Origin of the sequence: Chitinophaga pendula (genome assembly GCF_020386615.1) — a bacterium.
In the GTDB taxonomy this organism is placed as follows: domain Bacteria; phylum Bacteroidota; class Bacteroidia; order Chitinophagales; family Chitinophagaceae; genus Chitinophaga; species Chitinophaga pendula.
In genome coordinates, this window is the sequence record NZ_CP077769.1 from 4,419,344 (window position 1) to 4,435,467 (window position 16,124).

Annotated in this window: 19 protein-coding genes; 9 read left to right on the forward strand and 10 right to left on the reverse strand. The window is 50.1% G+C overall.

The genetic code is table 11. The features are described 5' to 3' along the window. Positions 1 to 31: 31 nt before the first annotated feature. Complete coding sequence (locus tag KTO58_RS15675; protein ID WP_225859778.1) at positions 32 to 988, reverse strand: Nif3-like dinuclear metal center hexameric protein; 957 nt, start codon at positions 986 to 988, stop codon at positions 32 to 34. Between the two features lie 139 nt (positions 989 to 1,127). Between KTO58_RS15675 and KTO58_RS15680 the strand changes: the two genes are divergently transcribed. Beyond that, complete coding sequence (locus tag KTO58_RS15680; protein ID WP_095838459.1) at positions 1,128 to 2,201, forward strand: class I fructose-bisphosphate aldolase; 1,074 nt, start codon at positions 1,128 to 1,130, stop codon at positions 2,199 to 2,201. Between the two features lie 13 nt (positions 2,202 to 2,214). Here KTO58_RS15680 and KTO58_RS15685 read toward each other — a convergent pair whose 3' ends face one another. Continuing rightward, positions 2,215 to 2,685, reverse strand: a complete 471-nt coding sequence (locus KTO58_RS15685) for a GNAT family N-acetyltransferase (RefSeq protein WP_095838458.1) — start codon at positions 2,683 to 2,685, stop codon at positions 2,215 to 2,217. Positions 2,686 to 2,808: 123 nt separating this feature from the next. On the opposite strand from KTO58_RS15685, the gene KTO58_RS15690 reads away from it, so the two are divergent. After that, positions 2,809 to 3,546, forward strand: a complete 738-nt coding sequence (locus KTO58_RS15690) for an SDR family NAD(P)-dependent oxidoreductase (RefSeq protein WP_095838457.1) — start codon at positions 2,809 to 2,811, stop codon at positions 3,544 to 3,546. Between the two features lie 47 nt (positions 3,547 to 3,593). On the opposite strand, the gene KTO58_RS15695 is transcribed toward KTO58_RS15690, so the two are convergent. After that, entirely contained in the window at positions 3,594 to 5,039 is a 1,446-nt protein-coding gene (locus KTO58_RS15695) for an alpha/beta hydrolase (RefSeq protein WP_095838456.1), read from the reverse strand. Between the two features lie 52 nt (positions 5,040 to 5,091). After that, positions 5,092 to 5,898, reverse strand: a complete 807-nt coding sequence (locus KTO58_RS15700) for an AraC family transcriptional regulator (RefSeq protein WP_095838455.1) — start codon at positions 5,896 to 5,898, stop codon at positions 5,092 to 5,094. 203 nt (positions 5,899 to 6,101) lie between these two features. Between KTO58_RS15700 and KTO58_RS28810 the strand changes: the two genes are divergently transcribed. Then, the gene (locus KTO58_RS28810; protein ID WP_255408047.1) at positions 6,102 to 6,233 is read left to right on the forward strand and encodes a hypothetical protein; all 132 of its coding nucleotides are present in this window, start codon (positions 6,102 to 6,104) and stop codon (positions 6,231 to 6,233) included. Between the two features lie 191 nt (positions 6,234 to 6,424). Here the strand turns inward: KTO58_RS28810 and KTO58_RS15710 are convergent, their stop codons facing one another. Next, positions 6,425 to 7,405 carry a GlxA family transcriptional regulator gene (locus tag KTO58_RS15710; protein ID WP_095841545.1) on the reverse strand — a complete coding sequence of 327 codons (981 nt, stop codon included), beginning with the start codon at positions 7,403 to 7,405 and terminating at the stop codon, positions 6,425 to 6,427. A gap of 230 nt (positions 7,406 to 7,635) precedes the next feature. On the opposite strand from KTO58_RS15710, the gene KTO58_RS15715 reads away from it, so the two are divergent. Beyond that, complete coding sequence (locus KTO58_RS15715; RefSeq protein ID WP_095838454.1) at positions 7,636 to 8,202, forward strand: dihydrofolate reductase family protein; 567 nt, start codon at positions 7,636 to 7,638, stop codon at positions 8,200 to 8,202. 48 nt (positions 8,203 to 8,250) lie between these two features. Here the strand turns inward: KTO58_RS15715 and KTO58_RS15720 are convergent, their stop codons facing one another. Together KTO58_RS15720 and KTO58_RS15725 are read right to left on the reverse strand one after the other, a co-directional pair. Beyond that, on the reverse strand, positions 8,251 to 8,853 hold the full coding sequence (locus KTO58_RS15720) for a hypothetical protein (RefSeq protein WP_157752915.1): 603 nt from the start codon (positions 8,851 to 8,853) through the stop codon (positions 8,251 to 8,253). Between the two features lie 50 nt (positions 8,854 to 8,903). After that, positions 8,904 to 10,007 (reverse strand): winged helix DNA-binding domain-containing protein, encoded by a 1,104-nt coding sequence (locus KTO58_RS15725; RefSeq protein ID WP_095838452.1) that lies wholly within the window; start codon positions 10,005 to 10,007, stop codon positions 8,904 to 8,906. Between the two features lie 172 nt (positions 10,008 to 10,179). On the opposite strand from KTO58_RS15725, the gene KTO58_RS15730 reads away from it, so the two are divergent. From KTO58_RS15730 to trhA, 3 genes are read left to right on the forward strand one after another with little or no spacing between them, the layout of a single operon-like run. After that, on the forward strand, positions 10,180 to 10,563 hold the full coding sequence (locus KTO58_RS15730; RefSeq protein WP_095841544.1) for a VOC family protein: 384 nt from the start codon (positions 10,180 to 10,182) through the stop codon (positions 10,561 to 10,563). Between the two features lie 60 nt (positions 10,564 to 10,623). Next, positions 10,624 to 10,845 (forward strand): hypothetical protein, encoded by a 222-nt coding sequence (locus tag KTO58_RS15735; protein ID WP_095838451.1) that lies wholly within the window; start codon positions 10,624 to 10,626, stop codon positions 10,843 to 10,845. A 60-nt stretch (positions 10,846 to 10,905) separates the two neighbouring features. Beyond that, entirely contained in the window at positions 10,906 to 11,541 is a 636-nt protein-coding gene (trhA, locus tag KTO58_RS15740; protein WP_225859779.1) for a PAQR family membrane homeostasis protein TrhA, read from the forward strand. Between the two features lie 9 nt (positions 11,542 to 11,550). Here trhA and KTO58_RS15745 read toward each other — a convergent pair whose 3' ends face one another. Next, positions 11,551 to 12,480, reverse strand: a complete 930-nt coding sequence (locus tag KTO58_RS15745; protein WP_095838450.1) for a phosphatase PAP2 family protein — start codon at positions 12,478 to 12,480, stop codon at positions 11,551 to 11,553. Between the two features lie 75 nt (positions 12,481 to 12,555). On the opposite strand from KTO58_RS15745, the gene KTO58_RS15750 reads away from it, so the two are divergent. Further along, positions 12,556 to 14,463 (forward strand): AAA domain-containing protein, encoded by a 1,908-nt coding sequence (locus KTO58_RS15750; protein ID WP_095838449.1) that lies wholly within the window; start codon positions 12,556 to 12,558, stop codon positions 14,461 to 14,463. 78 nt (positions 14,464 to 14,541) lie between these two features. Here KTO58_RS15750 and KTO58_RS15755 read toward each other — a convergent pair whose 3' ends face one another. After that, positions 14,542 to 14,907 carry a hypothetical protein gene (locus KTO58_RS15755; RefSeq protein WP_095838448.1) on the reverse strand — a complete coding sequence of 122 codons (366 nt, stop codon included), beginning with the start codon at positions 14,905 to 14,907 and terminating at the stop codon, positions 14,542 to 14,544. Positions 14,908 to 15,098: 191 nt separating this feature from the next. Between KTO58_RS15755 and KTO58_RS15760 the strand changes: the two genes are divergently transcribed. Next, positions 15,099 to 15,722 (forward strand): hypothetical protein, encoded by a 624-nt coding sequence (locus KTO58_RS15760; RefSeq protein ID WP_095838447.1) that lies wholly within the window; start codon positions 15,099 to 15,101, stop codon positions 15,720 to 15,722. Between the two features lie 6 nt (positions 15,723 to 15,728). Here KTO58_RS15760 and KTO58_RS15765 read toward each other — a convergent pair whose 3' ends face one another. Next, positions 15,729 to 16,091: a nuclear transport factor 2 family protein gene (locus tag KTO58_RS15765; RefSeq protein ID WP_225859780.1), complete on the reverse strand. Its 363-nt coding sequence runs from the start codon at positions 16,089 to 16,091 to the stop codon at positions 15,729 to 15,731. Positions 16,092 to 16,124: the final 33 nt, after the last annotated feature.

Sequence of the window (16,124 nt, forward strand, 5' to 3'; positions counted from 1 at the left end):
AATTGAATGGCAGGCCTTTTCTATTGTTATTTTATATCCAGACGAATGGATTACCGGAGGGTATATGTGTGACCGTTATGCCGGTTATTTTAGGTTGGAGCCATTCCTGCAGCCAGTACATACCCGGTTCTTCGCTGACGCTGTGGCCTAGTACGATGAGGGCCGTTTTGTGGCCTAGTTGGCGGGCATCGCGGATATATTCTGCGGTTTCCCATTCGTGCAGTTCACCGACGATGAGCAGGTCTGGTTTTTCCTGTTCGGCGAATCGCATTTGTGTTTGTCCGCCGGCGGCACCCGGGAGGAAGGTGACGGAGCTGCAGGACTGAGCCAGGTTGCCCAATACGCGTACCTGTTGGATGCCTAAAGTTCTTTTGAGATGGGAGGCGATGGCTTGGAGTGGGCGGGCGGGGATATGTACGGTGACCTCTCCCGGTTTCCAGTATTGGAGCCAGCCGGTTTGTTTGAGTACGCCGTAACCGATACCATCGGGCCGATAGGCATGCCAGTAGTCATGAAAGCGCCATACGGCGATATTGTATTTATTCAGCAATGCTTCTTTTTCTTTAACGACGGAGCTGCCCGGTACCCAGTTCTTATCATCGAGGTGGTTATAGAACGTAGGTTCGTGGGCGATAATGAAGTTGGCTTTTCTTTTGACGGCCTCTTCAATCACTTTGACGGTGGGGAACATGGTGGTGATGATACCTGTTACCTTTTGATCCGGGTTACCGTTTTTGAGGGTATCTACGGTATTGGGGAACGGGGCGTTGGGTATTTCGCGGAGTATAAGGTCTATGACATCTTTGACGGTATAGGTATTGGGTAGTGGTTGTTTACCGGCGGCGATGGTCAGGCCTGGTACTTTGAGCAAGGCGGCTATTCCTGCGGTCTTCATTACGTTGGTGATAAATGTTCTTCTGCCCCATTGCGGGTGCGTGGATTCTTCTTTTTCCATATGCTGCATAGCGGTGATTTTAAGCTTACCCAAAATAATGATTTAGCGGCAGGAAAGGAAGCGGGCTGGTGATGAGCAGGGAGGAAAGTGGAATGGTGGTGAGCAGGGGGCGGCCGGGCTGGTTGGGGGAAGTACAAAATCGGTAACTTTAAAGACACCAAAATAGCTTTACATGTTAACACTGGATCAGATCACGGGGTTATTGGGTGCGCAGGCCCCTACCCTGTTGGAGCATGAATGTAAGACGATTGGCAAGGAGTTTCTTCATTTGCCTGACGGTCATACTATTGACAAGATATATGTACCCAGCAGTCGTAATCCGCAGGTATTGCGGAGTCTGGGGCAGTTGTTCCATTCGGGGCGGCTGGCTGGTACGGGTTATATGTCTATTCTGCCGGTGGACCAAGGTATAGAGCATAGTGCCGGTGCTTCTTTTGCGAAGAATCCGGCTTATTTTGATCCGGAGAACATCCTGCGGCTGGCGCTGGAAGGCGGGTGTAATGCGGTGGCGACTACATTTGGCGTACTGGCGGCGGTATCGAGGACGTATGCGCACCGGATTCCTTTTATTGTGAAGATCAACCATAATGAGTTGCTGACGTATCCGAACCGGTTTGACCAGGTGATGTTTGGTACGGTGCAGGAGGCCTGGAACCTGGGTGCTGTTGCGGTGGGGGCGACTATTTATTTTGGGTCGGAGCAGGCGGACCGGCAGTTGGTGGCGGTAGCGGAGGCATTCGAGCAGGCGCATGAGTTGGGAATGGCGACTATCCTGTGGTGTTATCTGCGTAATGATGCCTTTAAGAAAGACAAGGATTATCATGTGGCGGCGGATCTGACGGGGCAGGCCAATCATCTTGGTGTGACGATACAGGCGGATATCATCAAGCAGAAGTTGCCCGAGGTTAATGGCGGCTATAAGGCGTTGAATACGGGCAGTTCCTCTTATGGCAAGCTGGATGAGCGTATTTACAGTACATTGACGAGTGATCATCCTATAGACCTTTGCCGTTACCAGGTAGCGAACTGTTATATGGGCAGGATGGGATTGATCAATTCGGGAGGTGCTTCGGCAGGTGAAGCGGACCTGGCGGATGCGGTACGCTCTGCGGTGATCAACAAGCGGGCCGGCGGCGCTGGTCTCATATCGGGTCGTAAGGCCTTTCAGCGTCCTATGCAGGAAGGTATTGCGTTGCTGGAGGCGATACAATCTGTATATCTGCAGCCGGAGATCACGGTAGCGTAAGCCTGCTTGATGTTTAACGGGTACCTTTCAGTTCCATATCGTATTTGTCCAATCCTTGTCCGTAGCCATCGGTGGTGATACCGGTGATGACGAATCCCAGTTTTTCGAAGAAGGGGAATACGTGCTGAGAGGTATCCAATCTTATGCGGCAGGCAGGGCATACTTCCTGTATGGCCATGACCCTGTATACGAAGAGTCGTTTGCCGATACCTTGTTTGTGGTATTGCTGATCCACCATTCCCCAGGTGAGGGAGGCCTCCATTTTATGACGATCAATGTGATATCCACCGCAGCCGATCACGGTATCATCTAGTGAGATGACGTAGTACTGTTCTGTTTCGGGGGCGGTGTTGCGGGAGAGATAGTCGTCGAGGAATTTATCGAAGTCCGGCAGTTCTGCTGTACCGAAATACTTGGGCATGTTGCTTTTGAACACGGTGATGCATGCCTGTTTATCGTTCGCGTTATACGGTCTGATCTTCATCTTATAAATTTACTGAATCCTGTTTATACGATAATAGGTTGACACTTACAAGTAGCTGATAATTTTGTAAGTGCTTCTAAAAATGTGTGGGGAGGTCTACATTTGTTGCAACAATCTATAGTTATGCAACAAATAGTCAATAAAGTAGCATTTGTAAGCGGCGGTAGCCGTGGTATTGGCGCCAGTATTGTGCGCAAGTTATCAGCAATGGGCGCCAAGGTGGTATTTACCTATGCCAATAGTGCCGATAAGGCGGAAGCGTTAATCAGGAGTTTAGCTCCCGGCGCGGAGGCGTTGGCGGTGCAGGCGGACAATACGAAGGAAGGAGCGATCACGCAGGCGATGGAGCAGGCGTTGGAGAAGTATGGCCAGATCGACATACTGGTCAATAATGCTGGGGTATATATTGGTGATGACATTACTGCGCATACGATGGCGGACTACCGGAAGGTGATGGCGGTGAATGTGGATGCGGTGGTAGCATCGGTATTATTTGCCGCGAAACATCTGACCGACGGAGGGCGTATCATTACTATCGGCAGTAATATGGCTGACCGGGTGGTGATGCAGCGCGGCACTTTTTATGCGATGAGTAAATCTGCATTAATAGGATTGACCAAGGGGTTGGCGCGTGACCTGGGGTCACGTAGTATTACGGTGAACCTGGTGCAGCCGGGTCCGACGGATACGGATATGAATCCGGCGGATGGTGTGCATGCGGAGGGGATGAGGCAGATGATGGCAATACCGGTGTTTGGTGATCCGAATGATATAGCGGCGTTGGTGGGTTTTCTGGCCAGTGATGAAGGGAAGTTCATGACGGGTACTGCGATCACTGCGGACGGTGGCTTTAATGCTTAAAAGAACTGACGGTCCTGCTATTGTTGTGTAGCAGGACCATTTGTTTTTTATCTTTCTACAATGACATCTTTTACATCTGCGGGTAATTTCCTGTAGGGATGTTCGAGGAATGTTTTCAGGAAATCGGTTCCATTGACGCGCAGGGGTGGTGTATGGGCGGTGTTATGGATGATGATGGCCTGTGCGTTGGGCATATATCTTTTGATGGTTTTGGCATAGAAGGGGCGGCACCAGGGGTCTGCGTCGCCGGAAGCGATCAGTGTGGGGATGTTGCTATATACCGGTGTTTTAGCGGCGGCGGGGCCTTTATTTACTTTCCAGCAATCGCAGATCTGCTGATCGACGTTGTTATCCACATAGCCTGTCAACCAGGGTAGTACGGTTGTTTGTTTTTCCATTAAAGCCTGGTCTGTCCAAAGCATTTGTTCTGCACAGTATACGGAGTAGCGCATTCCTAATGACATTCTTTTATCGCCTGCAAATGTTGCATCCAGTACTTCCTTTACGTAGGCGTTATGATTGCCATTGATGATCTCATTGATGACGGATGGTGCGGAGGCGATCTGTTTATTATTCAACCTGCTGATGATGGCTTTGAGCAATTCTGCTTTGGTATAGATGATATCCAGGGAGTTTTGTTTTGTTTTTTCTGCATAGCGGATATGGAATTCTTTGCCGGTGACGGCGGTAAAGTAATGGCGAAAGCGTTGTTGCAGGTTGTCGTATTGCGGCAATGTTGCGGAGTCTTTGGTACAGTTGTCGAATACTTGTTGGAGTGCTTCTTCCAGGTTAAACGAGGCATGTTCTTCGTAGTTAACGAAGCCGGGCAATGGGGAGTTGAGTATGAGGCAGCGTATGCCCTGTGGGTGGTTTCGGGCGACGGTGAGCATGAGGCCTGCGCTGTAGGACATGCCCATCAGATTGAGGGAGTCGATCTTCAAGGCCTTTCGGAGGTCGTTGATATCGGCTGCATTTTCGATGGTGTTGTAAGCGGAGATATCTATTCCCTGTTTCCTGTATTTGTTGCGGCATTGTGTGACGGCGATGGCGACGAGGCTATCACGGGATAGTTGTTGGCGGTAGGATTGGCGGACGGCCTCTTCTACTTCGGGGCAGTCGAGGCGAGGGATGGACCTGCTGGTACCACACTGGTCGAATGCCAGGAAGGCGCCATATTGGAAGAACCCTGCTTCTTTAGGGATGGTATCGAAGTTGTCGATGGTGCTGTAACCCGGGCCACCGACGGAGATCAACATGACATTGCGGTTGGCGTCGTATCCTTTGGGGCGGGTGAATACGAAGGGTACTTTGACTATGCGGCCATTGGGCTGGGCTCTGTTCTCCGGTACTACCAGGTAGCCGCATTGAGTGAGGAGTGCGGGATCTACTTTGATCATGCAAGGGCAAGGTTCGATACGCGGGGTGTATTGTTGTGCGTAAGTGGTGTTCCATACGTTGATGAGCAGGGATATTATTACGGCGATCTTTTTCATGGCGGCAAGTTAGGATGGTGTAAGCCGCTGAGAAAGTAAAAAAACGACAATTTCAGGAATGGAAGTGGGAAAGTTTATGGCCTGTGAACTTGATCACTTCGCGATAGAAGTGGCTTCTGTCGTAGTATCCATGGTCGTAGGGGGAAAAAGTGTGCGGGTTGATGATGAAAGCGCTGAGGGCGTTACGGGCGCGTATTGTGGCGAAGTAGGCTTTGGGGCTGGTACCCACTACGTTGGTAAAGTAGCGGCACAATGTTTTTTCCGAGATGCAGGCGGAGGCTGCGAGTTGGAGTATACCTGCTTCCATGCCGGAGTCGCAATAGTTGCTGATGATCTGTTGGACGCTGTTGAAATAGTGGTCTTTTCTTTTGCGAAGTAGTAGCCGGAGGAAGTAGTCTTCGAGCAGTATGCGGCGGTCGTGGAGGTCTCCCAGGGACCTGAGGCGTTGAATGAGTGTATTGGGCATGACCTCTGAGAGGGGGACGATATTGCTGCCGATGCGTGTTTGGCTCCAGCCGAAGATGGCTTCGAATCCACCCGGGAAGAATTTGACGGTGAATATATTATCTGCGGGGCGGTTTTCGCGGTGGACGATCTCATTTCTGAGGAGGAGGACATCGGTGTATTCGTCTACCCAGAGGTCTTTGTTGCCATTGCGGAGGAGGTATGGGGCGCCCAGATTGATCCAGATGGTGGGGGTATAGCTGGGGAAGAGGGTGACAGTAAATTTTTCGGTGCCGATATATTGTTGTGTTGCGGGCAGGCAGGTTTCGGAGAAAAATTCGACGTAGCTGGCCAGTGCTTCGCAGGGATGCTGGAAGGTGTATAGTTTGCGGATATTATCGAATATTTCAATCATACCGGATCATGATCAGTTGGGCAAGGTATTGCACGCTGTAAGCGTTATATTCGTGTCGCTAAAATAAAAAATATATATCACAACCTATAGTACCTGTAGTTACGGCCGATCATGCTGAAATTGTAACGGTATGGGAGGCATCTGTGCGGGCTACGCATGATTTTTTAACGGAGTCGGATATATTATTTTTCAAGCCACTTATATTGAACGAGTATCTGAATGCGGTGGCGTTATATTGTGTGAAGGATGTGTTGGGGAAGATACAAGGGTTTATAGGTATTGCCGGTGATAAGGTAGCGATGTTATTTATAGATCCGGACGGTGGAGGTGAATGAGCAGAATGTGCAGGCGGTGAGATTTTACGCGCATTATGGGTTTAAGGTAACGGGGCGTTCTGAGACGGACGGTATGGGGAAACCTTTTCCATTACTTTTTATGTCGTTATAGCGGATATGATGATAAAAATGCTGCCGCAGTAAAGTAGGTATACTTTTGCTGCGGCAGTGTTATTTTATGAGGAACCTGTTCAGGCGACTACGGCTTCTTTGTTGTATTTGTTGCGATAGTCTATGGGAGACAGGCCTGTTAATTTTTTGAATACTGTTCTGAAGGCTTTGGTGTCGGAGTATCCGACGTCGTACATTACTTCGTTGACGTTTTTGGTGCTTGTTTCGAGTTGTCTTTTGGCGGCTTCTATTTTTACGCGTTGGATGTATTCGGCGGGCGTGTTGTTAGTTGCTTTTTTGAACCGGCGGTCGAAGTGTCGTCTGCCGATAGCGAATTGTACGGCGAGATCGTCGACGGATATTTTATTTTCCACGTTCTTTTCGATGAATTCCTGTGCTTGTTTGATGGGTAGGTCTTCATGTTTTTTTTGTCCGTTGAACATAACGAACGGGGATTGTGTTTTGCGATCTATTTCGACGGCGAACACTTTGGAGGCTTTGATGGCTATTTCGCGATCGGTATATTTTTCGACGAGATAGACGAGGAGATTCCAGTATGAGTTGGCGCCGCCGGAGGAGTATAGTCCTTGTTCTTCGGTGATGATGCGGCCATCGACGAGGTTGACTTCCGGGAACATTTCGCGGAATTCGTTGGCGGTGAGCCAGTGGCTGGAGCATTCTTTTCCGTTGAGCAGGCCGGTGGATGCGAGGAGGAATGCGCCGATACAGAGGCTGGCGACTTCTGCTCCCTGGCGGTATTGTTGTACGATCCAGGGGAAGAGAGCTTTATTTTTTTCGATGGCTGTTTTCAGGTCGCCGATGATGGCGGGCACGAAGATGAGGTCTGTTTTTTTCACATCGTGGATGAGTGCATCGGTGTGTACGGAGAAGACGCCATTGTTCAATTTAACCTCTTTGGAGAGGCCGACCAGTTGTACATTGAACAGGGGTTCTCTGCCGGCTTGTACGAGGAAGTCATTGACGGCGGTGAACATATAACGGGGATCTCCGATACTTGCCAGGACTGCGTCTTCAGGCACGAGAATAGAAATGTGTTTCATTGCTTCCTTTGCTTTTTTGGTGGGCCGGTAGCTGTTGACGGGGCATATTGGCGGGCGCCACTGCCCCGTTATTGCAGCCAATTTTTCCACTGATAAAGATAATAAAAAAGTCGAAATCCCCCCCTATAGAAGTCTTGTTTGCACACAGTTGCCGAATACGGTAGTGGTACCTTTGCGAGAGCGTAAATAACTGACCCAAACACTATGTATACGATTAATATTTTACAACGATGAGGCGGGTAATTGCTTCTGTGAACCTGACGCTGGATGGGTTTATGGCGGGAGCGAACGGAGAGCTGGACTGGCATTTCCCGTTATGGAATGAAGAGATGTCTCATTATTCTTTTGAGCAGCTCAGTATGATGGACACGATATTATTGGGTCGGGTGAGTTACCAGTTGATGGCGGACTACTGGCCTTATGCGGGGGTCCGGCCTTTGTTGAGTGAGGAGGAGGCGGGGTTTGCGCGGATGATGAATGAGCATCGCAAGGTAGTTTTTTCGCGTACGCTGGATAAGTTGAGGTGGAAGAATTCGCAGGTGGTGCGTCAGCATATACGGGAGGAGATCTGGCGGATGAAGCAGTTGCCCGGTAAGGATATGATCATTTACGGGAGTGGCAGTATTGTGAATATGTGTATGGAGGGGGGATTGATCGATGAGTTCCGGTTATGGGTGCACCCGGTGAAGTTGGAGCGGGGGATCCCGTTGTTTTATGACGAGTTGCAAGTGGTGAAGTTAAAATTTCTGAAGACGTTGACTTTCAGCACAGGTGTTGTGATCTTTTATTATCGTTAGCGGTCAGGGGGGATCTGCCGGTGCTATGTTTCCGGCAGATCCTGCCAGTTATTTCAATTTTGCTGATTTGGCGGCATCGATCATCTTTTTGACATCTTCGGCTGCGAATGTAAAGGATTGATCGGGGAATGCGGTGGTGATGGCATCGCCGCCTTTCTGGATGAGGAAGGAGGATTTGTTTTCTTTATCTGCCGGTATGGCGCGGAAGAAGTAGACGGTTCCTTCTTTAGGTGTTTTGAGCTGCAGGTATTGTGGTGTTTCTTCTTCTGCGCTGAGGGCGTGGTCTTTGGCCGGATCGAAGTAGAATGCTTTTTTGGCGGCGATGGCTGCTTCTGCGCTGGATGCCTGGGGTATTATTTCCAGTTTAAAATGTTGGCCTGCGGCGATGCCGATGGCGGTGCCTTTACCTTTTTGGCCGGTTAGTGCTGTTTTAAAGATGCGGGCGTCGGGAGGCAGGTTGATCAGGATGGGAATACCATATGCTGACAGGTCCTGTTGGCCGGCGGTGGTTTCGGCAGGTATTTCTTTGCCGGCGGCGGTGATACCGACGGCGGTGCTGTCTTTGGCGGCCGGTGATCCGGAGGGGTTATTGCCGCAGGCGGCGATGATAGTAGCGGAGATCATTAACAAGGGTATCCGTCTTCCGTTCATATAAAGGGTTTTTGTTACATAATGAATGTACGAAAAACCTTTCAAAGTGTTCAGGCGGCGCCGGCATCTATGCGGAGGCTATTGCCGGGGATGTGGATGATCTCTTTTGCGATGAACTGGCTGTATTGGTGGATGGCGGTGTTGAGCAAGCGGGTGGTGGTGTTGGAAGGTGTTGTAAACAATTGTGTTTCGAGTATTATTTTTTGTTTTTGTTCATATCGTTTCCAGGTGCCGGCTACCTGGCCATTGATGACGATGATGGGTTTGAAGATGCCATTTCCGGCTATTTGGGTATGTGAGGCGGGCAGGAGGTCGCTGCGGTCTTTATAGGCGACGGCGTATTCGTCGTATGCGGGGAGGAGGAAGAGGCTATTGGGTTGTTTTTTGGTGTGGATGTGTGATTTAGGCGACCAATATGCCTGGCCGTTGAGGACGGTACCGGATAGTTGGTGGCGGATCATTTCGAGGGCTTGTTTGGCTTTGGTGATGCCGAGGCCGCTCCACCAGGCGAAGTCGTGGATGGTGGCGGGGCCTCTGCTGAGGAAGTATCGGCTTGCGAGTTTGCCGATGGCGGTGTGGGTATCGAGCGATCTCATGTGGGGGGCTCTTTTTTCGAGGAGGTCGTAGGTGAATTGTTTGCCCTGGCGGCCGCCGGAGCAGATGAGGCCATCGAGTTCGGCATCCATAAGGAGGAAGCTCATGCGGATATCGTCGATGTTGATCCTGGCTTTAATGAGTACCTGGGCGAGGGCCTGGCGGGTGAGCGGGCCCTGGTCGATCAATGCTTTGCGGAAGCGTTTTTTGCTACGTTTGAGATCGTTATCAGTGATATTCAGCTTATTGTGTATGTGCTTATTGAATGCTTTTATTTTAGGGGCGGTGAGTTGGAGTATCCAGCCGATGTCTGCCGGGGAGACGAATTGCCAAGTGGGCCGGAGGATGTGGGTGCGGAGGATGGCGCCGGATTGCAAGGCGTGGTCTATATCTGCGTCGGAGGTACCGGGTATGCGGCAGCTGATGGCCCATTTAGCGGAGGCGTATTCCTGGGCTTGTATGCATCCCATATGTTCGACCAGCTGGCTGATGGAGGGGATATTATGTTGATTGAGCTGTTGGTGTAACAGCCTGGTTGGCGCGATGTCCTGGCTCTTCATGTGTTTTTGGGTTTGGTAGTCAGTTAGTATTAGTGTAAAGGTCGAGTGGTGTTGTGACAACCCTATGTCAATTGGTTTCGTGGGGAGCAGAAAAAAATTCCCGATGTTGAGCGGTTGTTATGGCAATAAATTTGAGCGTTATCTATTATTTGCCACCATAAAAACTAGTATCATGTTTACATTCAACCATGCTTTTAGTAGTTTTTCCGTAGATAATCTGGCCAAGGCGAAGGAGTTTTACGAGCAGACACTCGGTATGCAGGTGTCGCAGGAACCGGAGATGCCGGTGTTGCATATCAAGGGGGATCATGAGATCATTATTTACGAGAAGGGGGATCATCAGCCGGCGAGTTTTACGGTATTGAACCTATCTGTGGAGAGTGTCTCGCAGGCAGTGGATCAGTTGACGGCGGCGGGGGTGCATTTTCTACAATATGACGGGCCGATCAAAACGGATGAGCGAGGCATTTTCCGGGATACGAAGGGAGGGCCTCCTGCCATTGCGTGGTTTACCGACCCGGCCGGTAATATTATTTCGGTGTTAGAGGGGAATTAGGGAGACGGGGAATACAGGCATAATGCTTGTGACGGTATATGCGGAAAAATACCCGATATTATGGACATCTTCCACATAGACTATAATAATACGACGGTTAAGGTTGAGCATGCCTCCAAGGACCGTTTTGTGATCCATTTGCCAGGCAAACGTACGGAGATCATTTTAAAGCAGGATAATGAGGGCGCCAACCACTGGTTTGAGGACGGCAGTGACAATGAGACGCCTGAGAGTCATCAGCTGGGGGTGGCGATAGAGACCTATCTGGCTAAGAAAAGTTAATCTGCATTTAAATTTCCCGGTACGTTTGTTCCTGCAAATGAATAACCGGTAAATTGCGGCATGCGGAAATCAATCACTTACGATCGTCAGCAGGAGATCATACATGCTTTATTGCACGGCATTGGTGTCATCTTTGGGGTGAGCGGGTTGCCTGTATTAGCTGGTATGGCGATGACGCACAATAATATTCCCGGTATTATTGGAGCGGGTATTTACAGTTTTTCGTTCCTTTTATTATTTACGTGTTCGACGATCTATCATATTACGCAGGAGGCGGCGGTCAAACGTGTGTTCCTGATATTTGACCATATCAGTATTTATTTTCTCATTGCGGGGACCTATACTCCTTTTTTGTTGATCTATATGAACAATGCGTTCGGCATTTCGTTGCTGTCGGTATTGTGGGGATTGACGGCGGTGGGGATCATTTTCAAGTTACGGTTTACGGGTAAGTATGATCTGCTATCTACTTTGATTTATCTTTTGATGGGATGGATCATGTTAGTAGGTGGGCGGCGTTTTTTTGAGGAGCTGCCCTGGTCGGTGATCATTCTGTTGTGTATAGGCGGGTGCTTGTATACGATCGGCGCTTTTTTTTATATCTGGGACCGGTACCGGTATACGCATGCGGTATGGCATGCTTTTGTGCTGGGCGGTGCGCTCTGTCATTATGTGGCGGTGTTGCTGGCGATGTAGGTTGTTAGATCAGTTGAGTGCCAGTCTTACGCTAAAGCCGCTGTGGTCTGGTGCATAATAGGGATGCAGGGACCATTTGCGATCTTTGTCTTTGGCGCGATGTATCTCTGGTACGAGGATGCCGGTGGCGGCGCCTACGAGGAGGCCGGTGATGACATCGGTCTTAAAGTGTTTTCCTGCTCTCATGCGGTGGTATCCTACCAGTGCTGGTGGTACTGCAGCTGCGCCGAACAAGGCGATACGTTTCCAACCTTTGATATGATGATAATCGGTATAGACTTTTACGAGGAAGAAGGTGGCGGTGCTGCTGAATGAGACGTGGCCGCTGAAGAAGGAGTTGCTTTTGGCCTCTCCTATCCGTTCATCTTCGCTGATGGCGGTATTATAGGTGAAGGGGCGTGGGCGGCGTATGCTGAAGTTGGTGGCGAAATAGAGGGTATTGTCGACGGCCTGGGTGACGAGGTATAGGGTGACGAGGTCGAGCCAGTCGCGACGGATGTTTTTGTCCAGACAGAGGAGGATGGGGCTGAGTACGGATATGTTGAGGAAGAGGTCGGACCGGGCCTGGGCTTTCGGGAAGCCATCGGGGTTCATAAATATAACGGGGCGGTCGAAGGCGTTGACTTTGTCGGGGGACAGTCTGCGGATGTCTTCGGCGGTGAAGGAGGCGGTTCTGTCGAGGGCGGGGAATCCGAAGTAGGAGCCTACGAGGAATGCGCCGGAGGCGGGCAGTTCATATTTAAGCCGGACGCGGTATATCTTACCCGGGGCAGCGTATTGGGTATCTCTCAGGGGAGGTGTTGTATCAGCGGGGATGGTCTCCTTTTTTTGTGCGCAAACGGTGGTAACGGTGAGGAGGGTACAACATAACAGCCATATTAATGGGCTATTCCGGTCAAAAACATTCAACATTCCTGCAAAATAATCAAAAGCCTGCATATTTGGGTGATTTTGGCCCTGGGAGGGGTTATGACTGCCATCTGATAACTGCCTGGAAGGGTGTACCTTTGCCGGATGGATTATTTCAAACAGTTGCTTGCTTTGTTAAAGACGGAGCGGGATGAAGATAAAAGATCGTACCAGGAGCTGACTGCCAGTGCGTCTGTGACGGCGCGGCGGGCTAATGGGCTCAGCTGGTATCCTATTGCGATACGAGGGTCGGAGATGAGCCGGGGAGATTATCTGACGGTAGAAGTGGAGCGGACTACGCACCAGGATGTGGTGCATCAGTTACGATTTGGGGTATCGGCGATGTTGTTTTCCAATCATGATCCGCAAAACGATCATGTGGAGGGTACTATTACGTATGTGAGCGGGAACCGATTGAAGATCACGCTGAAGGTGGATGAATTGCCGGAGTGGAGCCAGGGAGGTAAACTTGGTATTGACCTGTTGTTTGACGACAACAGTTATGAGGAGATGCAGGAGGCGTTGAAGCAGGCGGACCAGCAAGCGGAGCGGGGGGATCATGCTCACCTGATCCAGGTATTGACGGGTGGTAAGGCGGCTACTTTTCATGCGGAGCGAGCGATGTCCTCCTTCCCTACCCTGAATGCTTCGCAGCAGGCGGCGGTGCATAAGATACTTAGTGCTAATGAGGTAGCTATTATACACGGGCCTCCGGGTACGGGGAAGACGACGACGCTGGTGCAGGCTATTAAGGCGTTGGTGCAGCAGGAGCATGAGCGTATACTGGTGGTAGCGCCCAGTAATACGGCGGTGGACCTGTTGAGCGAGAAGTTGTCTGATGAGGGGTTGAATGTGTTGCGGGTGGGAAATCCTGCGAGGGTATCGGAGCGGTTGATGTCTTTGACCCTAGACAGTAAGATTGCGGGGCATGCGTCTATGAAAGATATCAAGCGGTTGAAGAAGCAGGCAGGTGAGTTCCGGGATATGGCACATAAGTACAAGCGTAATTTTGGTAAGGCGGAGCGGGAGCAGCGAAAGGCGTTGTTTGACGAGGCGCGTAAGATCATGAAGTCGGTAGAGCAGACGGAGCAATATATTACGGAGGACCTGCTGAACAAGGCGCAGGTGGTAACGGCGACGCTGGTGGGCGCCAATCATTATACGGTACGTCATCTGCAGTATAAGACGGTGGTGATAGATGAGGCGGGGCAAGCGTTGGAGCCCGGGTGCTGGATACCTATCCTGAAGGCCCAACGGGTAGTGCTGGCGGGTGATCATTGCCAGTTGTCTCCTACTATCAAGTCGAACGAGGCTGCGCGGAAGGGCTTGCGTCATACGTTGCTGGAGAAATGTATCGGTCATCATCCGTCAGCGGTGGTGTTGCTGGAGGAGCAGTATCGTATGCATGCGACGATCATGGGATATTCTTCAGCGATCTTTTATGAAGATAAGTTGAAGGCGCATAGTTCTGTGGCCGGGCATTTGTTGTTCGAGCAGGATGTGCCGCTGACCTTTATAGATACGGCAGGTTGTGGATTTGACGAGCAGACGGAAGGTACAAGTACGACGAACCCGGAAGAGGCTTCTTTTTTATTCCGGCATTTGAGTCAGCTGGTGGCTTCTTTAGGGATACATTATTCGGTGGATAGCTTTCCCAGTATCGCCGTTATTTCTCCTTATAAGCAGCAGATACAGGTATTGAAGGAGCAGTTGCAGCATAGTCCGGCATTGCAGGCATATGGGAATAAGATATCGGTGAATACGATCGATAGTTTCCAGGGGCAGGAAAGGGATATTGTATATATCAGTATGACGCGAAGTAATACGGATAATAACATCGGGTTCTTATCTGATATACGCCGGATGAACGTGGCGATGACGCGTGCGCGTAAGAAGCTGGTAGTGATCGGCGATAGTGGGACCTTATCCCAGTTGCCTTTTTATTCGGACTTTATCACGTATGCTACGGAGCGGGATGCTTATGTGAGTGCGTGGGAGTTTGTGGATCAGTGATAATAATACGATTGTTTATCAACAGGAAGAGCGCGCCATTGCTGGCGCGCTCTTCCTGTTGATAGTATGTTGGGTATATTATTGTTTTTCGGCGGTCATCGGGTATTCTTCTGGGCCTACGCTTACGGAGCCGGCGAGTTTTTTATCGGTTCGTACGAGTTTGCCTGTTGCCATTTCGCCGTTGATCGGGAAGTCGAAGGTAACGGTGTCTTGTACGGCTTTCACATTTTCGAAGGGCAATTTTTCGGTACCGATCACGAACTGGCCTTCGAGTTTGTCTTTCAGTTCGAAAATGATCTGTCCTTGTTGGTATACTTCGGGAACATTTTCTGCTTTAAAATTCCAGGTGCCAACGAAGTCTTTATCGGCGATGAAGGTGAAGGCGGTCTGGATGATAAAAAACAGGGCCAGGAAGGAGGTCAATAATAATGGTTTTCTATTCATAATGATGATTTTAAGTAATTGAGATATCCGGACAGGTTACTAAATTAGGGAAAGGGCGGTAGATTTCCGCGATCTGTATATTAAACAAATATAAACACGCGTAGTTGGGAGGCGGGGCAGTTATTTCTTAAACCACTTTATTTTTTAGGGAAGGGGGAAGGATCACATTTGCCGGATAATTCAACCGGCTCATGCGACTATTATTTATTGTTTTGTTCTGTTTATGTTTTGTTGGCGGTTATGCACAGACTGCGCCTATTCCGGTGGAGGTATTGGGAGGTTATCGGGGTATTTTTTACCAGCATACTATTGCGCGGCCTATGGGGGGCCGGTTTGGCTGGATGCATATTGCGAATGTGCTCCGGGTGTATGATACGAAGGTGTATGGTAATGAGTTGATGAACCAGGGGTATGTAACTTACGGGATGTCGCGTTCTTTTACTTTGTTGTTGGGGGCGCATTATACGAACGTGACGGACCTGCGGGGATCGGTAGCGGTGCAGTTTGCGCAGCAGCGGGGGGACTGGTTCTATGTACTGATGCCGCGAGCGGATGTGATGCTGAACGGGAGCTGGGAGTTGTTCACGCTGGTGGAGTACCGGCCGTCGGTGGGGGCCCGGGCTAAGTTGTATACGCGTTTGCAGACGATGACGAATGCGGGGCCTTATCATCACAACCGGGGGTATCAGTATTTACGGGTAGGGGTTGATCTTAAGGGGGTACAGTTTGGCATTGGGATGAACCTGGATGAGTACGGGCCATCCGCCACGATCCAGCCCAATGCCGGGTTATTCTTACGAAAGGAATTGCATTAGCTAGTGTTACATAAAGAACTGTTCGGCAATAATCTTTCCGTCTTTTACGGTGTATACGCAGAGCTCTTCCCAGCGGGAGCGGCCCCTGTCTTTTGTAGTGAGATCCATCATCATGGAGAAGGCGATGATGTTGCCGGCGATCAGTGGGTCGGAGACGGTCATTTCGTGCATTTCTTCGACGAGGGATTCGAATTTGTGTCCTTTTTCGATGATGTGATCGAGTCCTTTTGATTCTTTTTCGAAGTTGTCGGTAGCGAAGGGTTCTATGCTCACGACATCCTGCGCATAAAGTTCTTTCTGAGCGGTTTCGAAGTCGCCTTTACGGCAGAGCTCTACGAGGCGTTCTGCGATCTTTTGTACGGTCATCATGGTTTCAGGTATTATTGGTGAAATAATAATTTG